The sequence below is a fragment of the Neisseria brasiliensis genome (genome assembly GCF_009671065.1).
In the GTDB taxonomy this organism is placed as follows: Bacteria; Pseudomonadota; Gammaproteobacteria; order Burkholderiales; family Neisseriaceae; genus Neisseria; species Neisseria brasiliensis.
Genome location: NZ_CP046027.1, coordinates 897,486 through 924,254, shown reverse-complemented (window position 1 = coordinate 924,254; position 26,769 = coordinate 897,486). Strand labels below are relative to the sequence as shown.

General features: G+C 52.0%; 22 protein-coding genes and 2 pseudogenes. 14 read left to right on the top strand and 10 right to left on the bottom strand.

Annotation, left to right across the window (positions count from 1 at the left end; all coding sequences use genetic code 11):
* Window position 1: 1 nt before the first annotated feature.
* From amgK to GJV52_RS04640, 3 genes are all read left to right on the top strand, one after another.
* Window positions 2-1,006 (top strand): N-acetylmuramate/N-acetylglucosamine kinase AmgK, encoded by a 1,005-nt coding sequence (gene amgK / locus GJV52_RS04650; RefSeq protein ID WP_100563659.1) that lies wholly within the window; start codon window positions 2-4, stop codon window positions 1,004-1,006.
* Between the two features lie 188 nt (window positions 1,007-1,194).
* A complete protein-coding gene (locus GJV52_RS04645) occupies window positions 1,195-2,166 on the top strand; it encodes a glycosyltransferase (RefSeq protein ID WP_100563661.1) in 972 nt (323 codons plus the stop codon).
* Between the two features lie 136 nt (window positions 2,167-2,302).
* Window positions 2,303-5,404: an efflux RND transporter permease subunit gene (locus tag GJV52_RS04640; protein ID WP_100563663.1), complete on the top strand. Its 3,102-nt coding sequence runs from the start codon at window positions 2,303-2,305 to the stop codon at window positions 5,402-5,404.
* Window positions 5,405-5,691: 287 nt separating this feature from the next.
* On the opposite strand, the gene GJV52_RS04635 is transcribed toward GJV52_RS04640, so the two are convergent.
* Window positions 5,692-6,399, bottom strand: coding sequence for a thiol:disulfide interchange protein DsbA/DsbL (locus tag GJV52_RS04635; RefSeq protein WP_100563665.1), 708 nt, complete (start codon window positions 6,397-6,399; stop codon window positions 5,692-5,694).
* Between the two features lie 289 nt (window positions 6,400-6,688).
* Here GJV52_RS04635 and murJ point away from each other — a divergent pair, with 289 nt between their 5' ends.
* Window positions 6,689-8,227 (top strand): murein biosynthesis integral membrane protein MurJ, encoded by a 1,539-nt coding sequence (murJ, locus tag GJV52_RS04630; RefSeq protein WP_095501737.1) that lies wholly within the window; start codon window positions 6,689-6,691, stop codon window positions 8,225-8,227.
* A gap of 281 nt (window positions 8,228-8,508) precedes the next feature.
* Here murJ and GJV52_RS04625 read toward each other — a convergent pair whose 3' ends face one another.
* The 6 genes from GJV52_RS04625 to GJV52_RS04600 form a co-directional block, all read right to left on the bottom strand.
* Window positions 8,509-8,808, bottom strand: a complete 300-nt coding sequence (locus tag GJV52_RS04625) for a monooxygenase (RefSeq protein WP_095501734.1) — start codon at window positions 8,806-8,808, stop codon at window positions 8,509-8,511.
* Window positions 8,809-8,873: 65 nt separating this feature from the next.
* On the bottom strand, window positions 8,874-9,656 hold the full coding sequence (gene trpC, locus GJV52_RS04620; protein ID WP_100563667.1) for an indole-3-glycerol phosphate synthase TrpC: 783 nt from the start codon (window positions 9,654-9,656) through the stop codon (window positions 8,874-8,876).
* Window positions 9,657-9,721: 65 nt separating this feature from the next.
* Window positions 9,722-10,327: a trimeric intracellular cation channel family protein gene (locus GJV52_RS04615; RefSeq protein WP_095501732.1), complete on the bottom strand. Its 606-nt coding sequence runs from the start codon at window positions 10,325-10,327 to the stop codon at window positions 9,722-9,724.
* 198 nt (window positions 10,328-10,525) lie between these two features.
* Window positions 10,526-11,515: a YheT family hydrolase gene (locus GJV52_RS04610; protein ID WP_095501731.1), complete on the bottom strand. Its 990-nt coding sequence runs from the start codon at window positions 11,513-11,515 to the stop codon at window positions 10,526-10,528.
* Window positions 11,512-12,153 (bottom strand): phosphatase PAP2 family protein, encoded by a 642-nt coding sequence (locus GJV52_RS04605; RefSeq protein ID WP_095501730.1) that lies wholly within the window; start codon window positions 12,151-12,153, stop codon window positions 11,512-11,514. Before GJV52_RS04605 ends, GJV52_RS04610 begins: the two co-directional genes overlap by 4 nt.
* Window positions 12,154-12,645: 492 nt before the next feature.
* Complete coding sequence (locus GJV52_RS04600) at window positions 12,646-13,443, bottom strand: competence/damage-inducible protein A (protein ID WP_095501736.1); 798 nt, start codon at window positions 13,441-13,443, stop codon at window positions 12,646-12,648.
* A 177-nt stretch (window positions 13,444-13,620) separates the two neighbouring features.
* Here GJV52_RS04600 and argG point away from each other — a divergent pair, with 177 nt between their 5' ends.
* Window positions 13,621-14,964, top strand: coding sequence for an argininosuccinate synthase (gene argG, locus GJV52_RS04595; RefSeq protein WP_095501729.1), 1,344 nt, complete (start codon window positions 13,621-13,623; stop codon window positions 14,962-14,964).
* Between the two features lie 81 nt (window positions 14,965-15,045).
* Here argG and rsmI read toward each other — a convergent pair whose 3' ends face one another.
* Window positions 15,046-15,924, bottom strand: a complete 879-nt coding sequence (gene rsmI, locus GJV52_RS04590) for a 16S rRNA (cytidine(1402)-2'-O)-methyltransferase (protein ID WP_100563669.1) — start codon at window positions 15,922-15,924, stop codon at window positions 15,046-15,048.
* Between the two features lie 66 nt (window positions 15,925-15,990).
* Here rsmI and GJV52_RS04585 point away from each other — a divergent pair, with 66 nt between their 5' ends.
* The 8 genes and pseudogenes from GJV52_RS04585 (at window position 15,991) to GJV52_RS04550 (ending at window position 23,070) form a co-directional block, all read left to right on the top strand.
* Window positions 15,991-16,338 carry a YraN family protein gene (locus GJV52_RS04585; protein ID WP_100563671.1) on the top strand — a complete coding sequence of 116 codons (348 nt, stop codon included), beginning with the start codon at window positions 15,991-15,993 and terminating at the stop codon, window positions 16,336-16,338.
* Between the two features lie 8 nt (window positions 16,339-16,346).
* Window positions 16,347-16,940, top strand: coding sequence for a phosphoheptose isomerase (locus tag GJV52_RS04580; RefSeq protein WP_100563673.1), 594 nt, complete (start codon window positions 16,347-16,349; stop codon window positions 16,938-16,940).
* A 70-nt stretch (window positions 16,941-17,010) separates the two neighbouring features.
* Entirely contained in the window at window positions 17,011-17,610 is a 600-nt protein-coding gene (locus GJV52_RS04575) for a BON domain-containing protein (RefSeq protein ID WP_095501725.1), read from the top strand.
* 79 nt (window positions 17,611-17,689) lie between these two features.
* Complete coding sequence (locus tag GJV52_RS04570; protein WP_154212863.1) at window positions 17,690-18,265, top strand: hypothetical protein; 576 nt, start codon at window positions 17,690-17,692, stop codon at window positions 18,263-18,265.
* A gap of 107 nt (window positions 18,266-18,372) precedes the next feature.
* Complete coding sequence (map, locus tag GJV52_RS04565; RefSeq protein WP_229437000.1) at window positions 18,373-19,152, top strand: type I methionyl aminopeptidase; 780 nt, start codon at window positions 18,373-18,375, stop codon at window positions 19,150-19,152.
* A 300-nt stretch (window positions 19,153-19,452) separates the two neighbouring features.
* Window positions 19,453-19,746: pseudogene (locus GJV52_RS04560) on the top strand (helix-turn-helix domain-containing protein).
* A 191-nt stretch (window positions 19,747-19,937) separates the two neighbouring features.
* Window positions 19,938-22,769, top strand: a complete 2,832-nt coding sequence (locus tag GJV52_RS04555) for a valine--tRNA ligase (RefSeq protein WP_100563677.1) — start codon at window positions 19,938-19,940, stop codon at window positions 22,767-22,769.
* Between the two features lie 106 nt (window positions 22,770-22,875).
* Complete coding sequence (locus GJV52_RS04550) at window positions 22,876-23,070, top strand: hypothetical protein (RefSeq protein ID WP_095501720.1); 195 nt, start codon at window positions 22,876-22,878, stop codon at window positions 23,068-23,070.
* 57 nt (window positions 23,071-23,127) lie between these two features.
* Here the strand turns inward: GJV52_RS04550 and GJV52_RS04545 are convergent, their stop codons facing one another.
* Complete coding sequence (locus GJV52_RS04545; RefSeq protein ID WP_100563679.1) at window positions 23,128-24,477, bottom strand: MFS transporter; 1,350 nt, start codon at window positions 24,475-24,477, stop codon at window positions 23,128-23,130.
* 227 nt (window positions 24,478-24,704) lie between these two features.
* Window positions 24,705-25,512 (bottom strand): annotated as a pseudogene (zupT, locus tag GJV52_RS04540) (zinc transporter ZupT).
* A gap of 251 nt (window positions 25,513-25,763) precedes the next feature.
* Between zupT and pdxA the strand changes: the two are divergent.
* Window positions 25,764-26,762 (top strand): 4-hydroxythreonine-4-phosphate dehydrogenase PdxA, encoded by a 999-nt coding sequence (gene pdxA, locus GJV52_RS04535; RefSeq protein ID WP_095501718.1) that lies wholly within the window; start codon window positions 25,764-25,766, stop codon window positions 26,760-26,762.
* The last annotated feature ends 7 nt before the right edge of the window (window positions 26,763-26,769 follow it).

Genomic DNA, 26,769 nt, shown 5'->3' with positions numbered 1-26,769 from the left:
TATGCAACGACAAATTGAATTACAAAAATGGCTGGAAACCGTTTATCCGAATGAATCTTTTGAGTTGAGCTTTGCCGCGGCCGATGCCGATTTCCGCCGCTATTTCCGCGCCACTTTTTCAGACGGCCGCACGGTGGTGTGTATGGATGCGCCGCCGGAAAAAATGAGCGTGGCACCGTATTTGAAGGTGCAGAAATTATTCGACATGGTCAATGTGCCGCAAGTGTTGCATGTGGATGAAGCGCTGGGCTTTATGGTGTTGAACGATTTGGGCAACACCACGTTTTTGGCCGCCATGACGCAGGAAACATCCGAATCCGCCCACAAAGCCTTGCTACTCGAAGCGATTGACGAATTGATTGTGCTGCAAAAAGCCAGCCAACCTGACCAATTGCCACTGTATGACCGCGAAGTGTTGCTGCGCGAGATTAATTTGTTCCCAGAATGGTTTGTGGCCAAAGAATTGGGCAAAGAGCTTAATTTCAAGCAGCGCCAATTGTGGCAGCAAGTAATCGATATCTTGCTGCCGCCGCTGTTGGCGCAACCGCAAGTGTATGTGCACCGCGATTTCATCGTGCGTAATCTCATGCTGCAAGCCGGCCGCCCGGGTGTATTGGATTTCCAAGATGCGCTGTATGGTCCGATTTCCTATGATTTGGTGTCGCTGCTGCGCGATGCGTTTATCGAATGGGAAGAAGAATTTGTGTTGGACTTGGTCATCCGTTACTGGGAAAAAGCCCGTGCCGCCGGTTTGCCTGTGCCGGCCGATTTTGACGAATTCTACCGTTGGTTTGAATGGATGGGTGTGCAACGCCATCTGAAAGTGGCCGGCATTTTCGCCCGTCTGTACCACCGCGACGGTAAAGACAAATACCGTCCTGAAATCCCACGTTTCCTGAATTACCTGCGCCGCGCCAGCCGCCGCTATGTCGATTTGGCGCCGCTGTATGCGCTGTTGGTGGAATTGGTGGGCGATGAAGAGTTGGAGACAGGGTTTACGTTTTAAATAAAATTTAGGTTAAACCCAGCCGAATAGGGAATTAAACGGCGGATTGATGCTCTAATCCAGCGGTGCGCTTGCGGCATACCGCTAGATAAGTCAGTCAACCTTTAGGGCAGCCGCATTCAGCTGTTTGATAGTTTGTGCTTATTAATACCGCCGATTCATATTTTAACCTTCATGCATAACTGAAAATGACAACAAAACTTTCTTTAATTGTTCCTGTTTATAATGGCGGTAAGTTTATTGCCGGTCTGGGCGAGAATTTCTTAAACATCCATCAGGCTTTGGGCAATGTTGAATTCATTGTTATCAACGATGGCTCCCGCGATGACACGCTGGCGCAATTACAAGCATTGTTTGCTGAGCATTCTTATCTGCAACATCATTTGATTGATACGCCTAATGGCGGAGTCAGTCGCGCACGCAATTTGGCTTTGGAAAAAGCCAGCGGTGAATTTGTGATGTTTATGGATCACGACGATCAATTGAATCCGCAAGAATTAGGTCGTTTCTTGGAGGTGATGGATACGCAGTCTGCCGATTTGCTTCAGTTTGATGTGGAAGAGAAATTTCAATTGGGCGATGGGGTAAAAGTGATGGATTTGGCCAAATACATGAACGAATTGTCGTTTATGTCGGCAGTTTGGTCATATATTTACCGTCGTGATTTAATCGAATCGTTAAAATTGCGTTTTATTCCGGGCATGGCTTATTTGGAAGACGGCGTCTTTTTATTGGAATACATGCTGGCCTGCAAAAAAGTGGCCGCAACCCATCAAAAAGTTTATCTCTATGTAGATAATCCCGATTCTGTGATGCGCAAAAAACGTACTGCAGAGCAGACCCAGAAATATCTTGATGACATCGGTTTATCTGTTAAAGAATATACCCGTATCATGAAAGCGGATAAGCAGCCTGAAGTCAGCAAGCGTTTATTGGAAATTCGTGATTCTTTCCAGTTTATCTATATTACGTCGATGCTGAAAAACCGCATTTCAGCAGCGGAAATGTTCCGCCGCTTGCAGGATGTGTGCTACGATTACCAATTAAAAGGTTATCCGAGCCGGTTTAACCAACGTATGCGTACGCGTGTTTTGTGTGCGTTATTCCGCAGTAAAACCGCATTGCAGGTGCTGGCTGCCAGTAAGATTATGGCAAGATAGTTCGGCATTCAGCAAAGGCCGTCTGAAAATCCCACGCAGATTTTCAGACGGCCTTTTTACATCGGATACCTTGCCTAACTTGGGTAAATTGTTCACAATCAGGCCGTCTGAAAAATAATATATTCCTCATCAACTTATGGCTCACTTTTTTATCCACCGCCCCGTGTTTGCGTGGGTGTTGTCGATTTTCATCACGCTGGCCGGTGCGCTGTCGATTTTTGCGTTGCCGCTGGAGCAGTATCCTGATATTGCACCGCCGCAGGTTTCTGTGGTGGCGCGTTATACCGGTGCGTCGGCGGAGACGGTCAATGATTCCGTGTCGCAGGTGATCGAGCAGCAGCTGACCGGTTTGGATGGCTTGATGTACATGACTTCGACTGCCGATTCGTCCGGCCAGTCGCGCACAACCATTACTTTCGAGCCGGGTACCGACATCGATGTGGCGCAGGTTCAGGTGCAAAATGCCTTGCAACAGGTGATGTCGCGTCTGCCCGAAGCGGTGCGCAGCCGCGGCGTGTCGGTGACGCGCGGCGGGCAGGATAATTTGGTGTCGTGGATGTTTTATACCGATCAGCCGAACGTGCCGCGCGTGGCGATTACCGATTATTTGGCGAGCAATGTGGTGGACGTGTTGGGGCGTATCGACGGTGTGGCCGAAGTGCAGCTTTACGGCAGCAGCTACGCCATGCGTATTTGGCTGGATCCGAATAAATTGGAACAGTTCCAGCTGATGCCCTCGGACGTGCGCGCGGCTTTGGAAAGCCAGAATACGCAGGTTTCGGCGGGGCAGTTGGGGCAACTGCCTTCGGTTGACGGGCAAATGCTGAATGCGCCGATTCAGGCACGCAGCAAGCTGCAAACGGTGGAGCAATTTGAAAACGTGGTGCTGAAAAGCACGCCGAGCGGCGCGGTGGTGACGATTAAAGACGTGGCGCGGGTGGAATTGGGCGCGGAAAGTGCCGATGTGCAAACGCGGTTCAACGGCAAAAACGGCGGCGCGTTGGGCATTGTGCTTTCAGACGGCGCCAATGCCTTGGATACGGCTGCTGCGGTGGAAGCCAAAATCCGCGAGCTGGAGCCGGATTTCCCTTACGGCATGAAAGCGCAAACCAGCCAAGACAGCGTACCGTTTGTGAAAGCTTCGCTGAAAGAAGTGATGAAAACGCTGATTGAAGCGATTGTGTTGGTGGTGCTGGTGATGTTTGTGTTCCTGCAAAGCTGGCGCGCCACGCTGATTCCAGCTATTGCCGTGCCGGTGGTGCTGATGGGCACGCTGGGCATTTTAGCGGCCTTGGGCTATTCGATTAACATGCTGACCATGTTTGCGTTGGTGTTGGCCATCGGCTTGCTGGTGGACGATGCCATCGTGGTGGTAGAAAACGTCGAGCGCGTGATGCACGACGAAGGTTTGGACGCGAAAACCGCCACTGAAAAATCGATGAAAGAGATTTCTTCCGCGCTGGTGGGTGTGGGCATGGTGTTGTCGGCGGTGTTTGTGCCGATGGCGTTTTTCCCCGGCACCACGGGCGTGATTTACCGCCAGTTTGCCGTCACGCTGATTGCGGCGATGGGCTTTTCCGTGTTGGTGGCATTGACGCTTTCACCGGCCATGTGCGCCCAATTTCTGAAGCCCAAAGCGCACGACAAACCGAGCGGCGGCCTGTTCAGACGGCCTTTTGCTTGGTTCAACCGCAGTTTTGAGCGCTTATCGCAACGCTACGCCGGCTGGGTGGGCGGTACTTTCAAACGCGGCAAGTGGATGTTTGCCGGCTTTCTCGCCATCATCGCCGCTTGCGCCGCTTTGTTCCACTTTTTGCCGACATCATTTTTGCCGGAAGAAGACCAAGGTTATCTGCAAGTCAGCGTGACCATGCCGTCGGGCTCGACCGATGCGCGTTTGCGCGAAACCTTGGACGATTTGGAAGCCTTTTTCCAACAGCAGCCCGAAGTCGCCAACGTGATGGCACTTACCGGCATACGCGGTAATCAGGGTTTCGGTTTGCTCACCGTGCGCCTGAAACCGTGGGAAGAGCGCAGCGCCGAGCAAAGCGCGCGAGCATTGGAGCAACGCGCCTCACGCCTGTTCCGCCAGCGCAAAAACGCCAAAATTTTCGTCAACCTGCCGCCGGTGGTGCGCGGCTTGGGTTCGGCGGGTGGCTTGAATTTTGTGATTAAAGACAGCAACGGCCAAGGCTACGACAAACTGGTGGCCGCCGCCGAGCAATTCACCGCGCTGGCCGCACAAGATGCCCGCTTGCGCAGCGTGCGCGTCAACAACCAAGACCCACGCAGTCAGGTGGTGGTCGATGTGGACGACCGCAAAGCCTTAGCCTACAGCATTAATCTGAACGACATCAATGCCGTGTTAACCAACGCTTTGGGTGGCACATACGTCAACGACTTTATCCACAACGGCCGTGTCAAACGCGTGTATTTGCAAGCCGATGCGCCGTTCCGTATGCAGCCGCAAAATATCGGCGAATGGAAAGTGCGCAACCAAAACGGCGAAATGATTCCGCTCTCCGCCTTCAGTAGCGTGCGTTGGAATGTCGCGCCGCCTCAGCTTATCCGTTTCAGCGGCAGCTTGGCGATGGAAATGCAGGCATCGGCAGGCGAGGGCGTGAGTTCGGGCGATGCCATGGCGGCGGTGGAAGAAGTCATCAAACAATTGCCGCACGGCTACAACATTGAATGGACGGGCGCATCGTTGCAGGAAAAACGCGCCGGTGCGCTCGCGCCGCTGCTGTATGCCTTGTCGGTGTTGTTTGTGTTTTTATGCTTGGCGGCACTATACGAAAGCTGGAGCGTGCCGTTTGCTGTGATGCTCTCGGCGGTGTTGGGTGTGTTGGGCGCATTGTTGTTTACTTCAGCACGCGGTTTGGCGAACGATGTGTTTTTCCAAGTCGGTCTGCTGACCACCATCGGCTTGGCCGCGAAAAACGCCATTCTGATTGTTGAATTTGCGGTGCAACTGCAAGAACAAGGCAAAAGCATTTGGCAGGCCGCCACCGAGGCCGCCCGCCTGCGCTTGCGCCCGATTCTGATGACCTCGCTCGCCTTCGGCTTCGGCGTGATTCCGCTCGCGCTCGGCACCGGCGCCGGTGCCGGCAGCCGTGTGGCCATCGGCACGGCGGTATTGGGCGGCACGGTGTTTTCAACGGTATTGGGTTTGCTGTTTGTGCCGATCTTTTTTGTGTGGATTCGGGGTTGGGTGAACAAGCGGAACGTGCGTGTGTGAAGATAAAATGAGGCCGTCTGAAAGTGTGATTTTTTCAGACGGCTTTTTAGGTGGATAAACCAGAAATTTTTGGCATCACGGCAACCTGCCTCCCTTTCTGCTTGTTGGGAAAGGTGTTAGGAGAAGGGTGGATTCATGGGCTTGGGCTTATTTTCCATTTGCTGAACCCATAGAGCCCCCTCTCCCTAGCCCTCTCCCGCCAGACGGGAGAGGGGATGGGTTGCAGAAGTGTTAAAAAGGCCGTCTGAAAGTAGTTGCTTTCAGACGGCTTTTTATCATCAAAAACCTTATTGCGCAGGCGCGGCTTTTTGTTCTTCGCGGACTTTGTCCACCAGCAAATCAACGGTATTCATACCCGATTGCCAATCTTGAAACTTCACTTGGTATTTGCCGCCGACAATCACCACCGGCGTGCTGCTGATTTGGAAGGTGTTGGTCAGCTCTTCCATTTTATCAGCGCGGGCTTGGCTTTCAGGCGATTCGAATGCGGCCAAGACTTTTTTGCCGTCGAACGTGGTTTGTTCCGGCAGCCAGGTTTTCAACACATTCACATCGGCCAAGTTGATTTTGTCGTTGACGATGGCGTTGAAAATCGGCATATCGGCGGCTTTTTCACCGGCGATTTGCACGGCAGCGGCCAAGCGCGCCAAAGGTTTTACTTCAGGACCCCAAACCACGTGTTCTTTACGCAGGTAGGTATCTTCTTGGAATGATTTGGCGTGTTCGCTCAAGACTGGTTCCAAGTGGGCGCAATGTGGGCAGAAATAGCCGAAAAATTCGACCACTTCGACTTTGCCGGCTTGTAATTGCGGAATCGGATTGGCCAATACGGTGTAGTTTTGGCCTTCTACCAAGCCGACAGGGGCAACCGGTGCCGGTGCGGAAGCGGTGTTTTGCGCAGTGCCTTCAGCAGGTACGCTGGTTTCGGCTTGGCCGCCGCAAGCTGCCAAGGCCAGAGCCGTGAATGTGGTGAGGGTAATTTTTTTCAGGTTCATGATGTTACTTTCTCTAAAAACAGGCGTGATTTTAAAGCATTTTTGGCGGCGCGTGAATGGTTTGGTGTGAAAAAGACGGTTTCATGGCAAGAAACAATAGCGAAATCGTTCAGACGGCCTGACCATTGGTCGGAAAACATCACCCAAACTGTCTGCGCTGTCGTACAATAAACAGTTTTTCTCAAGGCCGTCTGAACATTTCAGCTTCGCGGAAACGATTCCTGAACGTGACGGTCGAATGCTGTTTTAGACGGCATTTTGTCTTAATTTTCAAACTGATGAAACGATTATGAATTTATTAGGTGCTTTGGCCAAAGTCGGCGGCCTGACCATGGTGTCGCGCATTCTCGGCTTTGTACGCGACACAATTATTGCCCGCGCGTTTGGCGCAGGCGTGGCGACAGATGCGTTTTTTGTCGCGTTCAAGCTGCCCAACCTGTTGCGACGGGTGTTTGCCGAGGGTGCGTTTGCGCAGGCATTCGTGCCGATTTTGGCCGAATACAAGCAAACCAAATCGGAAGAAGCCACACGTGAATTTGTGCGCCATGTGGCCGGTATGTTGAGCTTTGTGTTGGTGATTGTGACTGCCATCGGCATTTTGGCCGCGCCGTGGGTGATTTACGTTTCTGCGCCCGGTTTTGCCAAAAATCCGGATAAATTCCAGCTCTCGATTGATTTGCTGCGGATTACTTTTCCGTATATCTTATTGATTTCGTTGTCGTCTTTTGTCGGCTCGATTCTCAATTCTTACCACAAATTCAGCATTCCGGCCTTTACGCCGACTTTGCTGAACATTTCCTTTATCGTGTTCGCGCTGTTTTTTGCCCCGTATTTCGACCCGCCGGTGATGGCTTTGGCGTGGGCGGTGTTTGTCGGCGGTATTTTGCAGTTGGCGTTCCAATTGCCGTGGTTGGCTAAACTCGGCTTTTTGAAGCTGCCGAAACTCAGTTTTACCGACCCTGCCGTGACCCGCGTGATGAAACAAATGGCGCCGGCGATTCTCGGTGTAAGCGTGGCGCAGATTTCTTTAGTGATTAACACCATTTTTGCATCTTTTTTGCAATCGGGCAGCGTGTCGTGGATGTATTACGCTGACCGCCTGATGGAATTGCCCACCGGCGTACTCGGTGCGGCTTTGGGCACGATTTTGTTGCCGACTTTATCCAAACACGCTGCCAGCCAAGACAGCCAAGCCTTTTCCGGCCTGCTCGATTGGGGTTTGAGATTGTGTATGCTGCTGACCTTGCCGGCGGCGGTGGGCTTGGCGGTGTTGTCGTTCCCATTGGTGGCGACGCTGTTTATGTACCGCGAATTTACCCTGTTTGACGCGCAAATGACGCAACATGCGCTGATTGCCTATTCCTTCGGCCTGATTGGCTTGATTATGATTAAAGTGCTGGCGCCCGGTTTCTACGCGCGCCAAAACATTAAAACGCCGGTAAAAATCGCCATTTTCACGCTGGTGTGTACGCAGTTGATGAACTTGGCTTTTGTCGGCCCGCTCAAACACACCGGCCTTGCGCTCGCCATCGGCTTGGGTGCGTGTCTGAACGCCGGTTTGCTGTTTTACCTGCTGCGCAAACACGGCATTTACCAACCCGGCGCGGGCTGGGGCGCGTTTCTCGGCAAAATGCTGCTGGCGCTGGCGGTAATGGGCGGCGGCTTGTGGGCGGCGCAAACCTATTTGCCGTTTGCTTGGGTCGATGTCGGCGGCCTGCAAAAAGTGCTGCAATTGTGTGTGTTGCTGGCGATTGGCGGCGGCCTGTATTTCCTGACCTTGGGGCTGCTTGGTTTCCGCCCGCGGCATTTTAAGCGTTCGGAAAGTTAGGGATTTCAATATGAAAATGCCGGCTGAAAGTGTTTGCTTTCAGACGGCATTTTTTTGATATTACTGCAATCTGTTCCCTCTCCCGTCTGGCGGGAGAGGGCTAGGGAGAGGGTGCCTCTTTGTGTGTTCAGAAAATGTAAAATAATCCCAAACCCATAAAACCACCTTTCCTCTAACTCCTTCCTGCTGGGCAGGAAGGGGGATAGGTTTCTGTGGTTTTAAAGATTGCTTGTTTGCCGGTAGAAACATGCCGTTTGAAACTTTTCAGACGGCATGTTTATTTACAAAGGCGCATTGTCGATTTTCGATAAATCTGTGTTGATTGCAAAAATTTTACCGTTCACATGCGGCACACCGAAGCTTTTCAAACGTGCGGTGTGCATGGTCAGATAATTTTGTGCATCTTGCTCGGTAGCAAAATAATAAATGCCGCCGGCTTCTTGCGCCGCTTGGTTTTCCGTCCAAAATTTCCAAATCAAACCCGGCTCTTGGGCGATGGATTCGGCCAGCGTTTTCATTTCAGCAGCCATCTCTTCGCCCCATGGGCCTTGATAGGGGAAATCGACTTGTAAGATAAACATTTTTTGTCCTTTAGATAAGTGCAATACAGGCCGTCTGAAACTTTTCAGACGGCCTGTGTTCATGATTAAAACAATTTCTTCACTTCCGCTTCAATATCATCGGCACGCATAAAGGTTTCGCCGACGAGGAACGTGTGCACGCCGTGGCTGCGCATGAAATCGACGTCGTTTTTGTCGCGGATGCCGCTTTCGGTGATGACGGTTTTGCCGTTTAAATCAGGCAATAAATCCAGCGTTTGCTGCAAATCAACGTGGAAGGTGCGCAGGTTGCGGTTGTTCACGCCCCACAGTGGGGTGGTCATGTTGCGGCATTTTTCCAGTTCGGATGCGTCGTGTAATTCGAGCAATACCGACATGCCCAAGTCATGCGCCACTTGTTCGAAATGTTCTAATTGTTCCGCTTCCAAAGCGGCGGCAATCAGCAAAATGGCATCGGCACCCCATGCGCGGGCTTGGTAGATTTGGTATTCGTCGATGATGAAATCTTTGCGCAACACCGGCAAACTTACCGCCGCGCGTGCCTGTTTCAAATATTCGGGCGAACCTTGGAAATATGGCTCGTCGGTCAACACCGACAAACACGCCGCACCGGCCGCTTCGTAAGCTTTGGCGATGTCGACGGGGTTGAAATCGGCGCGGATCAAGCCTTTGCTCGGACTGGCTTTTTTCACTTCGGCAATAATGCCCGACAGGTTTTGCGCGTGTTTGGCATGCAGCGCATCGGCAAAACCGCGCACCGGCTCGGCGGCACGGGCTTTGGTTTTCATCTCTTCTAAAGAAACGGCGGCTTTTTGTGCGGCGACTTCTTCGGCTTTGGTGGCCAGAATTTTATTCAGAATGTCGGTCATGGTCGGCTTTCGGAAAAGTTTGGGAAATCGGTTGGGGTTTTATCGGGACAAGGTTTCAGACGGCCTTACAGTTTCGGCAGTGTCAGGCGGGTTTTATATGCCCACATCCGCAGCACATAGCCGCCAATCAGCAGGATATTGAGCGTCAGCGGGTTGACCCAGTTCCAGCGGTCGAGTAGGAACACGGCCAGCGCGACGATTACGGCGACGGTGCCGTAGAAATCCTGCCGCATAATCATTGGAATGTCGTTCACCAGCACATCGCGCACTATGCCGCCGCCGACGGCGGTAATGAAACCGAGCATGACCACGCCAAACACGTTTAAATCATACATCAGCCCAACTTGTGCGCCGGTGATGGTGAAAGCCACCAGCCCGAGCGAGTCTGCCCAGACGAAGGCTTCGGCTAATACGCGGCCTTGGTTGTTTTGCACTTTAAACAGCCACGCCGCCAGCACGGTTAGCGCGGTAATCGTCAAAGCGCCGTATTCGGTAAATACCAGTGGCATGCGCCCGACCAAAGCATCGCGAATCAGGCCGCCACCGATGGCGGTGAGTAGCGCGCAAATCCACACGCCGAGCATGTCCAGCCGTTTGCGCGCACCCACCAGATAGCCGGAAAGGGCAAAGGCAATCGTGCCGATAATGTGAATGACGTCGGTGGCGGTCATGGGTGGAGTGGTGTGGAAAAGTCAATGAAGCGAGATGATAGCATGAAGCGGTGGGAATGGGGTAAGGCCGTTCAGACGGCGTGAGACCTTTGCAAAATCCCCATCTTTGGCACATTTCTTCGTTATGCGCTGCTCGAAAGCTTGCCTATCTAAGTGATATGTCTGCGCTTTCTGCGCTGCTATAACTTCAAACTGTACTCAAATCTGGGGTTTTGCAAAGGTCTCGCTCTTTGATTCCCCTTCAAATTGTAAAAAATATTGCAGCAAAGTGCGTGGCAGCCATTGGATATTCAGACGGCCTTCATCTTGACTCACAAAACCGACATGACCGCCGTGGGGTGGTTGCAGCAGGGTCACGCTGTCGGACACATCGGCAGCGGTAGGCAAGACTTCCGGCGGCAGGAACGGGTCGTTAACGGCATTGAGCATCAGCAGCGGCGTGCGCACCGATTTGAGATAAGGCTTGCACGAGCTTTGGCTGTAGTAATCGATGCGGTCGGTGAAACCGTGCAGCGGTGCGGTGAACAAATCGTCGAAATCGCCCAGCGTTTTGCAGTTTTTTAACGGAGAGGCTGTCTGAAAACGTGTAAACGCTTCGGCTTTGGGAATCAGCGAATGGAGAAAATAGCGTGTGTAGAGCAGGCGGGTGACGCCTTTGTCAAAGCGCGTACCGGCAGCGACCAAGTCTAAAGGAGCGGATACAGCAGCCGCGGCTTTGGACAGCGCATCGCGGCCTTGCTCGCCCAAATATTTGACTAGCGCATTGCCGCCCAGCGAGACGCCGACGGCGTAAATTTTGGTATAACGTTGCGCCAAAGTGTTCAATACAAAACCGATTTCCGCCGAGTCACCCGAGTGGTAAAACACCGGCGCGGTGTTGTCGATACCGCCGCAACCGCGAAAATGCGCCACCACGCCATGCCAACCACACGCCTGCACGGCTTTCATCAATTCTACCGAATAATGGCTGTGGCTGCTGCCTTCCAGGCCGTGAAACAACACCAGCAAAGGCGCGTCGGGGTCGGCGGCATCGACAAAATCATAGGCAACCTGCGTTTGGCCGGTGCTGTCGGGCAGCAGTTCGCGACGGTAAAGCGGCGGTTTACCTTGCAGGGTTTTGGCGAAAATGGTTTCGGCGTTGCCGTTGCGCAGCCAAAACGGTGTATTCAGGGGCGGAAAATGCGTCATTGGGCAAAACGTTTTCGGAAAAAGAAATAATACAGCGCCAGCGTGGTGACCACGCCGTTGGTCCAGCCGACCCATACGTCAGTTGGGTAATGTACGCCCAGATACATGCGCGAATAGCCCATCAACAGCGCAAAGCAAATGCCTGCCAGCAAAATAATGCCGCGATGGCGCGAACGCATGCACAGCAAAAAAGTGATGGTTGCCAAAGCAGCGGAAAAAGTGCTGTGGCCGCTGGGGAACGAGCTGTTGGTCTCGGCGATGATGCGCGGCCAAAATTCAGGACGCGGGCGCGAAATAGAGAATTTGACCGCCAGCATAATCAGCGTCGGCAGCAGGGTGCTCAAGCCGATAAACAAGCCGTAATTGCGCCGGCCGGTGAAGAGCAGCCACACCACCAGCAAGGCAATCACCGGTACCGCCAGCGAAGTTTTGCCAACATAGTGCATCACGCCGGCAATCGGGGTAAACCATTTGCCGGTGTGGGTGTGAATCCACATCATGAGCGGTTCTTCAAAAGCGAAACGATGGCCGGTAATCACATGGGCAGCGATGATGCCTGCGATGACCAATAATGCGACACAGACAATCAGGATAAGCGTATGGCGGAAAGTGTGTGTGGGGGTTGTATGGAAAGTCATTGAAATGCTTGAAATCTTGATAATTCAGTAGGTTAATAAAACGAAAACTATAAAAATCCCGGTATTGATAGTCTATTGCATTAGTTTTTGATAATTATTGCTTTTTTCTCATTGGAAAAGCAGGTAAAAGCCCAAGCCTTGCGTGACAAAACTTGCTATTCTGTCATCAAAAGGGTAGCGCGCACAACGTTGCACCCGATCACACAAACCATTGTCGTGCAGTTCAGACGGCATATAACAAGGCGTCAATCGGTAAGGTAAAAAATCGCAAACGCCGTTTTCTAGTCGTTTCACATTTCTATTTGAAACGACTATACCCAACATACGGAGGTTATCATGTCAGTCTTCTTTTTAAACGTCATTATGGGCATCGGCTTCGCATCGCTGGCAACGCTGGCCGCGTTGTGGGTGAGTGAGCCGGATTTGTAACTCAGTTTTTAATTTCATTCAAAAGGCCGTCTGAAACGTTTGATTTCAGACGGCCTTTATTGTTCAAACCGTATCTTTCAATTCCGCCCCCAAGTCACGCAAGTGCTGCAACACATCCGCCCAAGCCGTATCCAGCAGCGCACAAGCCACGCCTTCCGCCTTAATGCCGAAATCAATATGTGAATGCACACGCTGGCCGTTGTCGTCGGTGCGCGCCACCGTCGGCAAGCTGTATGAGCGCACGCCGGGGTAGGTGTGCTCGATGTATTCCATCAACGGTGTCAGGCGTGATTCGGGCTGGCCGAACACATACACGCTGCGAAAATCGCTTTCTACCTGATTGAAACGTTCGGCGTAATACGTGTCCAATACCCATTCCGCCATCGGGTGCGCCATCACCGGAAAGCCGGGGAAGAAATAATGCTCGCGGATGGAAAAGGCGGCGATGTTGTTGAACGAATTGGGCACAATCTCTGCGCCTTCAGGAAAATCCGCCATGCGCAAACGGTTGGCGTGTTCCGCTGAATCGAGCGACTCGCCGCGGCCTAAGGTGACGCCGTCGATATTGGCCGCCGCTTCAGGATGGCGCACCACCGGCACGCCCAATGCCGCCGCTGCGGCCTGACGCGTGTAGTCATCCGGCGTGGCACCGATGCCGCCGGTCACAAAAGTTGGCAGGCCGTCTGAAAAACTGCGCTGCAACTGAGTGACCAATAAATCGAAATCATCGGGCAGATATTGCACCTGATTGAGCTTCAGGCCGCGCGATTCCAATAAAGATTTGAAAAAAGCAAAATGCTTGTCTACCCGCGTGCCGTGCAGGATTTCGTCGCCGATGATGATGAGGTTGAATCGATTCATGATAAGAGCTTTCATTTTGAGCAGGCCGTTGTAGGGAAAGAGAGGCTGTGCGGACACAAAATCCGCTTTTTCAGACGGCCTAAACTGGATTATCTGCCGTATTTATAAGATAATAAACCCAATTTAACGGATATGCGCCTGAGAAGCGTATTTATTTTTAGTCTGACAGGATTTTTTATGAGCCAAAATCATACCATTTTGCAGTCGCTGCCGACCGGCCAAAAAGTCGGCATCGCCTTTTCCGGCGGCTTGGATACTTCAGCCGCGTTGTTGTGGATGAAACTCAAAGGCGCGCTGCCTTATGCTTACACCGCCAACTTGGGTCAGCCTGACGAAGACGATTACAACGCCATTCCGAAAAAAGCGATGGAATACGGCGCAGAAGCCGCCCGCCTGATCGACTGCCGTGCACAATTGGCGCACGAAGGCATCGCCGCGATTCAGTGCGGCGCGTTCCACGTTTCCACCGGCGGCATCACTTATTTCAACACCACGCCGCTGGGTCGTGCGGTGACCGGTACCATGCTGGTGTCGGCGATGAAAGAAGACGATGTGAACATCTGGGGCGACGGTTCGACCTACAAAGGCAACGACATCGAGCGTTTCTACCGCTATGGTTTGCTGACCAATCCAGCCTTGCGTATCTACAAACCTTGGCTCGACCAACAATTCATCGATGAATTGGGCGGCCGCCATGAGATGAGTGAATTCTTAATCGCCAATGGTTTCAACTACAAAATGTCGGTAGAAAAAGCCTACTCGACCGACTCCAACATGCTGGGTGCCACCCATGAAGCCAAAGACTTGGAATTCTTGAACACCGGCATCAAAATCGTCAAACCGATTATGGGCGTGGCGTTCTGGGATGAAAGCGTCGAAGTGAAAGCGGAAGAAGTGAGCGTGCGCTTTGAAGAGGGTGTGCCGGTTGCTTTGAACGGCAAAGAATACGCTGATCCGGTGGAATTGTTCTTGGAAGCCAACCGCATCGGCGGCCGTCACGGCTTGGGCATGAGCGACCAAATCGAAAACCGCATCATCGAAGCCAAATCACGCGGCATCTACGAAGCCCCGGGCATGGCCTTGCTGCACATCGCCTACGAGCGTTTGGTAACCGGTATCCACAATGAAGACACCATCGAGCAATACCGCATCAACGGCTTGCGTTTGGGCCGCCTGCTGTACCAAGGTCGCTGGTTCGACAGCCAAGCCCTGATGTTGCGCGAAACCGCCCAACGCTGGGTAGCCAAAGCCATCACCGGCGAAGTGACCTTGGAATTGCGCCGCGGCAACGACTACTCAATTCTGAACACTGAATCGCCAAACCTGACCTACCAAGCAGAACGCTTGAGCATGGAAAAAGTGGAAGACGCTGCGTTCACCCCGCTCGACCGCATCGGCCAGTTGACCATGCGCAATCTCGACATCGTCGATACCCGCGCCAAACTGGGCATCTACTCGCAAAGCGGTTTGCTGCAATTGGGCGAAGGCTCGGTATTGCCGCAATTGGGCGAGAAAAAATAATTCAGTTGATTTGAACTGATTGAATAATCAAGGCCGTCTGAAACATTTGTTTTCAGATGGCCTTTTTTAAGATTGGTTGTTCTAACCCTGATTTTTCCACGTCAACGCCAAATCATACAATGCCTTTTTGCTCTCGCCGGTAATCTTCGCCGCCAAATCGGCAGCTTGTTTGGTCGGCAGCTCGGCAGCCAAGACTTTCATCACGTTTTGCGCATGGTCGGGCAAATCACTGCTTTTTTCTTTCACGGCAGGATGCAGAATCAACACCATTTCGCCGCGGGTTTGGTTGCTGTCTGCTTGTAAGGCCGTCTGAATCTCGCTGACTGTGCCGCTGAGGAAGGTTTCAAAAGTTTTGGTGATTTCGCGTGCCAACACCAATTGGCGTTCGGGAAACAGGGCGGCCATGTCGTCCAGCGTGGCTTCGATGCGGTGCGGTGTTTCAAACATCACAATCGGATAATCGGCTTCAGCCCATTTGGCGAACAGTTTCTGCCGTTCGCCCGATTTCGGCGGCAAAAAGCCGTTGAAATAGAAATTCGGCTCGCTCACGCCGGCGACGCTGAGTGCGCCCATCACCGCGCTGGCACCGACCACCGGCATCACTTTATAGCCGGCTTGGCGCACGCGTTCGGCCAGTTTCGCACCCGGGTCACACACGGCAGGGGTGCCGGCGTCGGAGACTTGCGCCACCATCAGGCCGTCTGAAAGGTATTGGATGATTTTGTCGGCCATGTGCTGCTCGTTGTGTTCACGCACGCTGACGAGTTTGCCCTGTATGCCGTAAGCGCTCAATAATTGGGCGGTCACGCGCGTGTCTTCGGCGCAGATGATGTCGGCGGTTTTCAACACGGCCAAGGCGCGCAGGGTGATGTCGGCCAAATTGCCGATGGGGGTGGCGACCACGTATAATGTTTGCGCGCTCAGGCTGTCGCAGGCTTTTTGATGGTGTTTTTGAATCATGATGTTTTACGGCATTGAGGCCGTCTGAAAGAAAGTGCGCTCATTATATATTAAGGGGAACAAGATATGCGTTTAAACCACAAACAGGGCGCGGCAGGCGAAGATGCGGCGCTGGTGTTTTTGCAGCAGCAGGGCTGCCGATTAGTGGCACGCAACTGGCATTGTCCGTATGGGGAAATCGACCTGATTGTCAAAAACGGTAACATGATTCTGTTTGTTGAAGTAAAATACCGCAAAAACCAGCAATTCGGCGAGGCGGCATACAGTATTTCTTCGTCCAAATTATTGAAATTGCAACGAAGTGTAGAGTATTATTTGCAACAACACGGCCTGAATCACGCGCCATGCCGCTTGGATGCGGTGCTGATTCAGGGAAGCCAACCGCCCGAATGGGTGCAAAACATCACAGGTTGATTGATTAGATGACGACATTACAAGAGCGCGTGGCGGCGCATTTTAGCGAAAGTATCGAAGCCAAGCAGCAGGCGGCGCAAGTGTTGGTTGAGCCGACCGCAGAAGCCGCGCAATTGCTGCTGCAATGCTTGATGAACGACGGCAAAATTTTGGTGTGCGGCAACGGCGGTTCAGCTGCCGATGCGCAACACTTTGCTGCCGAGATGACCGGCCGTTTTGAAAAAGAACGCATGGAATTGGCCGCAGTGGCGCTCACCACCGATACATCTGCGCTCACCGCCATCGGCAACGATTATGGTTTCGAGCATATTTTCAGCAAGCAGGTGCGCGCTTTAGGTCGTGCCGGTGATGTGTTGATTGGCATTTCCACCTCGGGCAATTCCGGCAACGTCATCGAAGCAATGAAAGCGGCGCACGAGCGTGATATGCACGTCATCGCCATGACCGGCCGTGACGGCGGCAAAATGGTGGCCATGCTGAAAGACAGCGATGTGTTGCTCAACGTGCCGCACCCGCGTACTGCCCGCATTCAGGAAAACCATATCCTGCTGATTCACGCGATGTGTGACTGCATCGATACCATGCTGCTCGAAGGCATGTGATTTCTGTTCAGACGGCCTTATTCAATCAAGGCCGTCTGAAACCTGTTTGACATCATCCGAAAGGACGTTTATGAACAAACCATTCCAAACCTTGCTGACGGCAGCTTTGTTGGCAGCAACTTTGAGCGGCTGCGTCAGCGCTGTGGTCGGCGGCGCGGCTGTGGGCACCAAATCTGCGGTTGACCGCCGCACCACCGGTGCGCAAACCGACGATAATGTGATGGCCTTGCGTGTCGAGCAAACCGCATTGTCTTATCTACGCCAAAACAATCAAACTGCTGATTACCAGCCCAAAATCAATGTGGTTAGCTACAACCGTCGTTTATTGCTGCTGGGTCAAGTGGCGACCGAAGGCGAAAAACGTTTTGTCGAACAAATCGCCCGTTCCGAGCAGGCTGCGGAAGGCATTTACAACTACATCACCGTAGCCACGCCAACCCGTACTTTCGGTAACGTCAGCGCCGATACTTGGGGCACTTCCAAAGTGCGCGCCACTTTGTTGGGCGTGAAACCGGCCACCCAAGCGCGCACTAAAATCGTGACGTATGACAACGTGACTTATGTGATGGGCATTCTCACGCCTGAAGAGCAGGCTTTGGTTACCCAAAAAGTCAGTACCACACTAGGTGTACAGAAAGTCGTGACCCTGTATCAAAACTATACCCCATAATGATAAGAATGCCGTCTGAAACCCTTCAGACGGCTTTACCGAATCTTTGATTCGCCACACCAACGGACAGTTTCTATTCATGGCAAAACAGAAATTCCAACTCAGACCGAAACACTTGATTACGACTATCTTAGCTGTCTGTGTTTTGGCCATTATTGCATTGATTATCGGCGTCGTCGGTACGTTTAAACCGCGTGACGAAGAGCGCCGTCAGGAAGAGCAGGTACAAAAACAGCAGCGCGAAGCCAATCGCGTTGAAGTATGGAAACCCAATGGCAGCAGCCAAGAAACCGTTATCTTGAATCCGGATGCCGTCAATACGGCGCGTACCCCCACAGGCGGACAAAATAAAGCCGATCGCGACCGGCAGGCCGCAGACAATCCGTTTATCAATTCTGAACCGTCTCACAGCCGCACTGAACCGCTTGCAACGCAAGAAGTGCCACGCCGCGCCCGTCCGCGCAGTGACGGCAACCGTATACGCCCGATAGAAACACCGCAGACTCAGCCGGCACCATCTTTCCCAAGCCCGGCGGTGACCCCGACTCCGCCAAGTCCGGCTGAACCAGCTACGCCTACCCAACCGCGCAGCGAAGCAAAGCCGGCACCGCAACCGAAACCGCAGCACAAAGATGTCATCGATAATTTATTCTGATGCGCGGGCGGTAGGCCACAGTTTTAAACCTTTCAGACGGCCTAGGGAATCATTCATCAGTTCCCATGACTAGGCCGTCTGAAAACATGAAGGAATGTATCAACATGATGGATGAAGTATCAATTAAAACCCCCGAAGAAATCGAGAAAATGCGTGAACTCGGCCGCTTGGTCGCCGAAGCGCTCGATTATATTACCCCGTTTGTGAAACCGGGCATCACCACCAATGAAATCGACAAGCTGGTGTATGACTACCATGTCAATGTACAAGGCGGCTATCCGGCGCCTTTGAATTACGGCAATCCACCGTATCCGAAATCATGCTGCACGTCTGTCAATCACGTTATCTGCCATGGTATTCCTGATGATAAGCCTTTGAAAGAAGGCGATATTTTGAATATCGACTTAACCATTAAAAAAGACGGTTTTCATGGCGACTCCAGCCGTATGTTTACCGTTGGCGAAGTGAAACCGTTTGCCCAACGTCTGATTGACGTGACTCACGAATCGATGATGGCCGGTATTGAAGCAGTCAAACCGGGTGCGACTTTGGGCGATGTCGGCTATGCTTGTCAGCAGGTTGCCGAAAATGCCGGCTATTCGGTGGTGCAGGAATTCTGTGGCCACGGCATCGGTCGCGGCTTCCACGAAGCGCCGCAAGTGTTACACTACGGCCAAAAAGGCCAAGGCTTGGTGCTCGAACCGGGCATGATTTTTACCGTTGAGCCAATGATTAACCAAGGCAAACGTCATTTGCGTATACTTCCCGACGGTTGGACAGTGGTTACGAAAGACCGCTCTTTGTCAGCCCAATGGGAGCACGAAGTTTTGGTGACCGAAACCGGTTATGAGATTCTGACCATCAGCCCGGCAAGCGGTAAACCGTAAACAAAAGTAGGTTTTTTGTAAAAAATAGACAAGAAGAGCGGTGTTTATCATTTTAAGTATTTTAAGTAATTGATTTTCTTTAAGAAAGTATCAATAATTGGCCGGCAACCGGGATTTATTCCGGTTGCCGGCCAAAATCATCACATTTCTCTTGAATGATGTGTCGGATATATCTGTATAATTAGGGAAAACGGTATAGAGTGGATGCTTTACTTTTCAACAGGCCGTTCTCGAGGCTTGACCAGTAAAATTTTTACCGTCCGTTTAGATGACAATATCAGACATTAAGAAGGAAATCTCATGAAGTCGTTTGAGAAAATTGACAATATCCGCGACATCCGCAAAAAACTCGGTTTAAATCAAATGGACTTTTGGAGCCGCATCGGTGTGACCCAGTCCGGTGGTTCACGTTACGAGTCCGGCCGCAACATGCCTAAGCCGGTACGTGAGCTGTTGTGACTGGTGCATATCGAACGTGTGGACTTGTCAAAAGTCAACCGCGATGATCTGGCCGTTGCTTCTTTGCTGAAAAACCGCGATCCAGAGCTGTACGCTTCTTTGAAAAAAGAAGCCAAGGCCGACAAAAATAAATAAGCTGTATTGTTTATGGCTGTCGCCAAGCAGATGTAAACCCGAGGCCGTCTGAAGCGCAAATCTCGTTTCAGACGGCCTTTTTGCGTTATAATCAAGGCTATCTTATTTTCGACATCCGCTGCACCTTTAAGTGCTAATCTTTTAAGGGCAGGGCGGATGTTTTGTCATATTTTTATTCAACAGAATCCATCATGCTAGACAAATACAATCCCGCCGAAATCGAAGGCAAACATTATCAAAACTGGGAAAAACAAGGCTATTTCCAACCCCACATGGATTTGGCCAAACCCGCATTCTCCATTCAATTGCCGCCGCCGAATGTAACCGGCACGCTGCACATGGGGCACGCGTTCAACCAAACCATCATGGACGGCCTGACCCGCTACTACCGCATGAAAGGCTGCAACACGGCCTGGATTCCGGGCACCGACCACGCCGGTATCGCCACGCAAATCGTGGTTGAGCGCCAACTGGCGGCAGAAAACATTTCACGCCATGATTTGGGTCGCGAAGCCTTCTTAGAAAAAATATGGGAATGGAAAAACATTTCCGGTGGCACGATTACCGAGCAAATGCGCCGTGTCGGCTGCTCGGCCGATTGGTCGCGCGAATACTTCACCATGGACGACGTGCGCGCCGAAACCGTGACCGAAGTGTTTGTGCGCCTGTTTGAACAAGGCCTGATTTACCGCGGCAAACGTTTGGTAAACTGGGATCCTGTGCTGGGCACTGCCGTGTCCGATTTGGAAGTGGAAAGCGTGGAAGAACAAGGCTCGATGTGGCACATCCGCTATCCGCTGGCCGACACGCCGTCTGAAAGCGTGATTGTCGCCACCACCCGCCCCGAAACCCTTTTGGGCGACGTGGCTGTGGCCGTGAACCCTGAAGACGAACGCTACGCCCACTTAATCGGCAAAGAATTACTGCTGCCGCTGACCGGCCGTAAAATCCCCGTGATTGCTGATGAATATGTAGAAAGAGATTTCGGTACCGGCTGCGTGAAAATCACCCCCGCACACGATTTCAACGACTACGAAGTCGGCAAGCGCCACGACACCGTGTTGGTGAACGTGTTCGACTTGGAAGCCAAAGTATTGAGCCAAGCCGAAGTGTTCAACTTCAAAGGCGAAGCGCAATCAGGCTTTGCCCTGCCGGAAAGCTATGCCGGACTCGACCGCTTTGCCGCACGCAAACAAATGCTGGCTGATTTGGAAGCGCAAGGCTTGCTGGCTGAAGTGAAACCGCATACGCTGATGACGCCGAAAGGCGACCGCACCGGCTCAGTGATTGAGCCTATGCTGACCAGCCAATGGTTTGTGGCGATGTCTGCTACGCCAAACGGTGTCGAGCCGGAGAGCGAGTTTAAAGGCATGAGCTTGGCGCAAAAAGCCAAACACGCGGTTGACAGCGGCGCGGTGAAATTCATCCCTGAAAACTGGGTCAACACCTACAACCAATGGATGAACAACATCCAAGATTGGTGTATTTCGCGCCAATTGTGGTGGGGTCATCAAATTCCGGCTTGGTATGACGAGCAAGGCAATGTATTTGTTGCCCGCAACCAAGAAGAAGCAGAAAAATTGGCCGGCCAAACCGGTTTGACCCGCGATGAAGACGTGTTAGACACATGGTTCTCATCGGCTTTAGTGCCGTTTTCAACCTTGGGCTGGCCGTCTGAAACCGATGAATTGAAAGCCTTTTTGCCAAGTAATGTGTTGGTGACCGGTTACGAAATCATCTTCTTCTGGGTGGCGCGCATGATTATGATGACCACCCACTTCACCGGCAAAGTACCGTTTAAAGACGTGTATATCCACGGCATCGTGCGCGACCACGAAGGCAAAAAAATGTCGAAATCCGAAGGCAACGTGATTGATCCGGTGGATTTGATTGACGGCATCGATTTAGAGCAGCTTTTGGTGAAACGCACCACCGGTCTGCGTCGCCCTGAAAAAACACCGCAAGTGATTGAAGCCACGAAGAAACTGTTCCCCGAAGGCATTCCCGTATTCGGCGCCGATGCCTTGCGCTTCACCATGGCTAGCTACGCCAGCCTTGGTCGCAGCGTAAACTTCGACTTCAAACGCGCCGAAGGCTACCGTAATTTCTGCAATAAATTGTGGAACGCGACCAATTTCGTGCTGATGAACGTGGAAGACAAAGACTGCGGCCAAAACGAAACCGATCCGCTGGCCTACACCTTCGTTGACCAATGGATTATCGGTCGCCTGCAGCAAACCGAAGCCGCCGTGACCGAAGCTTTCGATACCTACCGCTTCGACTTGGCCGCGCAAACGCTGTATGAATTCGTGTGGAACGATTTCTGCGACTGGTACATCGAGTTGGCCAAAGTGCAAATCCAAACCGGATGCCCGACCACCCAGCGCACCACCCGCCGTACGCTTGTGCGCGTATTGGAAGTGATTCTGCGCCTGCTGCATCCAATCATGCCGTACATTACCGAAGAATTATGGCAAACCGTCGCGCCGTTGGCCAACGCCAAGCAAGCCGACAGTATCATGATTGCCGCATGGCCGGTAGCCGATGAAGGCAAAATCGTTCAGACGGCCTTTGATAAAATGACTGCGCTGCAAGACCTGATTGGCGCCGTGCGTAACTTACGCGGCGAAATGGGCATTGCACCAAACGTTAAAGCGCCGCTGTTTATTGAAGGCAGCAGCGACATTGAAGATCTGCTGAAATACCTGCCGTCAATGACACGCCTGACCGAAGCCAAGCTGGTTGAAACCCTGCCGGAAGGTGACGATGCCCCAGTAGCCGTGTGCAACGGCGCTCGCCTGATGCTGAAAGTGGAAATCGACAAAGCTGCCGAAACCGCGCGTCTGACCAAAGAAGCCGAAAAACTGCAAAAAGCCTTGGACAAACTCAACGCCAAACTGAGCAAGCCCGGCTACACCGACAAAGCACCGGCGCATTTGGTGGAAAAAGACCGCACCGAATTGGCCGAGTTGGAAGACAAAATGGCTAAGGTGCAAAGCCAGTTGGCGAAATTGAAAGATTGATGATTGAGCTTAACTGCTTGAAATCATAAAAGGCCGTCTGAAAGTTTACCCTTTCAGATGGCCTTGTTTCTTTTATAATCATATTATTGCCCAAAAGGAGTTGGTTATGACCATACCTAAAACCATCATCAAAACTGAGCCGTTGCCAAAAAATGCCACCGATGAAACCAAGCTGGAAAAGTGGGCGGAAATTTCCGCCGAATATGGCTTGAGTGGCGAATGGGCAGTGGCTGCGCGTTTAGGCGAAACACAAACAAGTGATGAACAGGTTGAGATGATTGCGAATTTGTTTGGTCGGTAAAGAAAAGGCCGTCTGAAAACACATTATTTTCAGACGGCCTTTCAGTTCAACGCTATATTATTGTGAAACATTCAGTTTTTTCTGTTCCAACTTCATCACGCCGCGGTGGGTCATGTAGCAGCAGAAAATACACGCCACGACAGCAAACAGCAGCAGGTAAAAGCCTGCATCCCAGCCGTAGCGTTCAGCCAAAATGCCGAATAGGGCGGTGCCGGAGAAGCTGCCCAACACATAGCTCAACAGGCCGCGCAAGCCGGTGGCGGAACCGGCGGCGAATGACGGCACCAGTTCGATGGCTTGCAATGATGATAAGAACATCGGTACATAAATCAAGCAGCCGACAATGCCCGCGCCGATGGTGACGGTGGCCAAGTCTTGTCCGCCCCAGTAGGCGAAGATGGCCGCGCCCACGCCGAGTAAGGTGACGATGGCCAAGGGCATGCGTTTGCCTTTGAAGTATTTATCGGTCACATAACCGGCCAGCAGGGTTGACGGAATCGCCGCCCATTCGAAAATGGCAAATGCGGTGGCCATTTGGCCTTTGCTGAAGCCTTTGGTTTCCAAGAGATACAGCGGCAGCCAAGTCAATACGCCGAAGCGGATCATGTAGGTGAACACGTCGATAAAAGAAACGAACCAAACATTGATGTCTTTTAAGATGTATTGTTTGAAAATCTGCCAAGTGGTCAAATCGATGTCTTCGGTTTTGGTCACCACCAATTCTTCGTCGGCATTGTTCAGAATTTGGTTCATCGGCGGCAAACCTTCGTTGTAGGTACGGCCTTTACCAAAAATGTAGACGATTACTGCAATAATTGCTGCAATGGCTGTCGGCACGATGAAGTGTGCGGCCTGCCAATGTTCGGTACCGAGCCAAGCAATGGCGCCACCGGCAATCGGGGCCACCAAGCCGCCGCCGACGTTGTGGGAGATGTTGAAGAAGGCAGTAGTCACGCCGCGTGATTTACGCGGGAACCAGCTGGCCAATACTACATAAGCTGGACCTGCGCCCATGCCTTGAAAAATACCGTTGAGAATACACAAAAACAGGAAAATCCAAAACGAAGCGGAAAAACCCATCATCAGATTGACCACGCCCGACATTACCAAACCGAAAATCATAAAGTGTTTCGGGTTGGATTTGTCTGCCAGCGCCGACATTACGCCTTTACTGATGCCATACACCACCAACATGGTGCCGGAAATAAAGCCGATGTCTTTTTTAGTGAATCCGAATTCGCTGATGAGTTCAGGCGATGAGAGCAAGAAGTTGTTACGCAGGATATAGTAGGCGGCATAACCGATAAAAATGCCGAATAATGCCTGCCAACGCAAGCGGTTGTAGCGGTCGAGTATTTCCGCTTCGGGTACAGGGGTACCCGGTTTGGACTTCAGGAATGACAACATAAAACATCCTTAAATTTAAATGGAAAAAAATAAACCAAGCTGCGCAAAGCTTGGCAGCTTGACGGGGATAACAAAAATGAGAAATATTACAAAATTGTGACAATGGTAATGTAATTTTAAGTAGTTGACTATTCAATCATCTAGCAAGCTTGATGTATGGCAATAAAAAGGCCATCTGAAACCTATTCCGGTTTCAGACGGCCTTTATGCATCAATTTTTAAATCATTCAAAAATGAAACAATACCAAGCTCAAGGCAATCACCGCCATGCCGGAGGTGAGGCCGTACACGGTTTTGTGGCCGTCTGAATAGCGTTTGGCGGCGGGCAATAATTCGTCTAAGGCAAGGAACACCATCACGCCGGCGATGATGCCGAACACGCTGCCGAAAATGGCTGGAGAAAGAAACGGTTTGAGCAGGGTGTAGCCCAAAATTGCACCCAAAGGTTCGGCCAAACCGGAAGCGAGGCAGGCCAAGACAGTAAGTTTGCGGTTGCGCGTGGCAAAATAAACCGGCGCGGCAATCGAAATGCCTTCGGGAATGTTGTGGATGGCAATGGCAAAAGCCAGCGGCATACCGAGTGTCGGGCTTTCGAGTGTGGCGAAAAAAGTGGCCAAGCCTTCGGGGAAGTTGTGCGCGGTGATGGCAAACGCCGCCATCATGCCGATGCGGGCGACGTGTTGGCGGCGGCTTTCTTGAAATGCAGGGTCGTTGGCATCTAAGGTTTCATGCGGGTTGGGCACAAGGCGGTCGATCAGCGCAATGGCGGCCATGCCGATTAAAAAGGCAATCGTGGCGGCGGCAAAGCCATGCGATTCGCCGTGCGCTTGGGCGAATGCCTCTCTGGATTTGTCGAAAATTTCGGTGAGCGACATAAACCATCGCGCCGCCGGCAAAGGCCAAGCCAAACGATAAGGCGCGCGGATTGGGTGTTTTAGAAAACATCACCAAGCCACTGCCCAATACGGTAAACAAGCCCGCGGCCAGCGTGATGCCGAAAGCCGTCCAAAGATTAGATGAGCTGATTTCTAACATGATGTGTGTGATGACGTTATTTTATTAAAACGCAAATAGATTATCATAAAAAAGAATAATTATCATTAATATTTTGAGTAAGCAGATATGGAGCGACGCATTAATTTTGCTTTGCGGTGCAGCGATAAAATAATTGAACAATAAGCCCTGATGCAGGCAACGCGGTTTAGCCGCAAAAATTCGGTGCAAGGCTTGAAAAAACGTGGCGACTGGGGGAAACTGATGCCGATTTTCACTATAAAGGAACGACCATGTCCCAACCGATTTTAGCCGTTACCAGCGGCGAACCTGCCGGTATCGGCCCCGATATTTGCTTGGATTTGGCCTTTGCTGATTTGCCGTGCCGTCCAGTAGTGTTGGGCGACAAAACCTTATTGCAACAGCGTGCTGATATGCTGGGCAAAGCGGTGCAATTGGTTGATTTCAATGCGCAAAGGCCGTCTAAACAGCAAAACGGCGTATTGGAAGTGTGGCATGTGCCGTTGAATGAACCATGCGAGGCAGGCCGTCTGAATCCGAATAATGCTGCGTATGTGTTGCAATTATTGGATACGGCTTACCAAGGCATTTCAGACGGCCTGTTTGCCGGTATGGTCACCGCGCCGCTGCACAAAGGCGTGATTAACGACGGCCATGCCAGCGGACATTTTTTCAGCGGCCACACCGAATATCTGGCCGAAAAAAGCAACACCGAGCAAGTGGTGATGATGCTTGCCGGCGGCGGTTTACGCGTGGCTTTAGTCACCACGCATCTGCCGTTGAAAGACGTGGCCGCCGCGATTACGCAGCCATTGGTGGAATCGGTGGCGCAGATTCTGCACGCCGATTTGCGCGATAAATTCGGCATTGCCCAGCCGCGCATTTTGGTGACGGGCTTGAATCCGCACGCGGGCGAGGGCGGTCATTTGGGCTGGGAAGAAATCGAAGTGATTAACCCTGCGCTGAACAACTTACAAGCACAGGGCATCGATGTGCGCGGGCCTTATCCGGCCGATACCGTGTTTCAACCGTTTATGCTCAAAGATGCCGACGCGGTGTTGGCGATGTATCACGACCAAGGCTTGCCGACCTTGAAATATGCAAGTTTCGGGCAGGGCGTGAACGTGACCTTGGGGCTGCCGTTTATCCGCACATCGGTTGATCACGGCACGGCCTTGGATTTGGCCGGCAGCGGCAAGGCCGATTCGGGCAGCCTGATGGTGGCGGTGGCAACGGCATTGGAAATGGCGCGCAACGGGGCAAATCAATAAAGGCCGT